Below are 1,220 nucleotides of genomic sequence, written 5' to 3'. Positions count from 1 at the left end.
GATATGAGGGGTTGCAGGTCCTTCCCGTCCGGTTCGGCCATTTTCGCCGGGGCGGTCCCGCAGCGCCGGCTGGTGTGATCCGTTGGATCCCGCGAGGAGGGCGGCGCTGTGGGGCCTGAATCCCCGGCGGTGATGTCCTTTATCCCGGACGGGAGGGGAACGGCCGAGAGGGATGGTGGGGCCGGGGCCTTCTGTTTCACAGGGCCGTGGGTTGCCATTGGAGGTTCCCTTGGCCTGACGGCTCCTCGGGGGTGCAATGGTAGTGCCACATGTGAGGTTTGGGAGGTCCCGGCTATGTTTGAGCATACTTTCATTGGTCTGGATGTTCACGCGGTCAACGTGGTGGGACATGCGCTGAACCCGGCCACCGGCGAAGTCAGCGCCCACACGATGCCCGCTGACCCGGCCATCGTGCTGGAGTGGATCCGCCGGTTCGCCCCGGACGTCACGGCCGTCTACGAATCAGGACCCACCGGGTTCGTCCTGGCCCGTTACCTGCGCGCCGCGGGCATCAACTGCGTGGTCGCGGCGTCCTCGAAGCTGCTGCGCGCTCCCGGGGACCGGGTGAAAACCGACCGGCGCGACGCCCGGGTGCTGGCCGAGATGCTCGCGGTCGGCTCGGTCACCGAGGTGCGGATCCCGGACCCGGACGAAGAGGCCCTGCGGGACCTGTCCCGGCTACGCTCGGGCACGGCCAAGGACCTCGCCCACGCCCGCCAGCACGTGAACGCCATCCTGCTGCGCCACGGCATCCGCTACCCCAAGGACACCCGCTGGACGAAGGAACACACCCGGTGGTTGCACCGCCAGAGCTTTGAGGAACCGGCGCTGCAGTTCACCTACGAAGCTGATCTCGAGCAGGCCGAACTGCTCGCCGTGCATATGGCACGGATCGACAAGCACGTCGCCGCCACGGCCGCGGCGTGCCGTTACGCCCCGGTGATCGACGCGCTGATGTGCCTGCGCGGCATCCAGATGACCACCGCGTTCGGGCTGGCCGTGGAAATCGGGGACTGGACGCGCTTCACCGGTTCCACGATCGGCTCCTACCTCGGGCTGGTGCCCAGTGAAGACTCCTCCGGCCAGTCCCGGCACCAGGGCCCGATCACCAAGGCCGGGAACACCTACGCCCGCAAACTCCTCATCGAAGCCGCGTGGCAGCACCGGCGCCCCTACGTCCGGCCCGGGGAACGGCTGTTGCGCCAGTTCGATGTCGTCGC

General features: G+C 68.1%; 2 protein-coding genes. One reads left to right on the top strand and one right to left on the bottom strand.

The features are described from left to right. Positions 1-218, bottom strand: a 218-nt coding sequence (locus QRN45_RS20240) for a hypothetical protein (protein WP_284764480.1), incomplete at its 3' end; no start/stop codon positions are given. Positions 219-294: 76 nt separating this feature from the next. Between QRN45_RS20240 and QRN45_RS20235 the strand changes: the two genes are divergently transcribed. Further along, positions 295-1,220, top strand: a 926-nt coding sequence (locus QRN45_RS20235) for an IS110 family RNA-guided transposase (protein ID WP_284764478.1), incomplete at its 3' end; no start/stop codon positions are given.

Source organism: Arthrobacter sp. efr-133-R2A-63 (assembly GCF_030209795.1).
Taxonomy (GTDB): domain Bacteria; phylum Actinomycetota; class Actinomycetes; order Actinomycetales; family Micrococcaceae; genus Arthrobacter; species Arthrobacter bambusae_A.
Note: the sequence above shows the minus strand (reverse complement) of the source record. Positions and strands in the feature narration are given on the sequence as shown.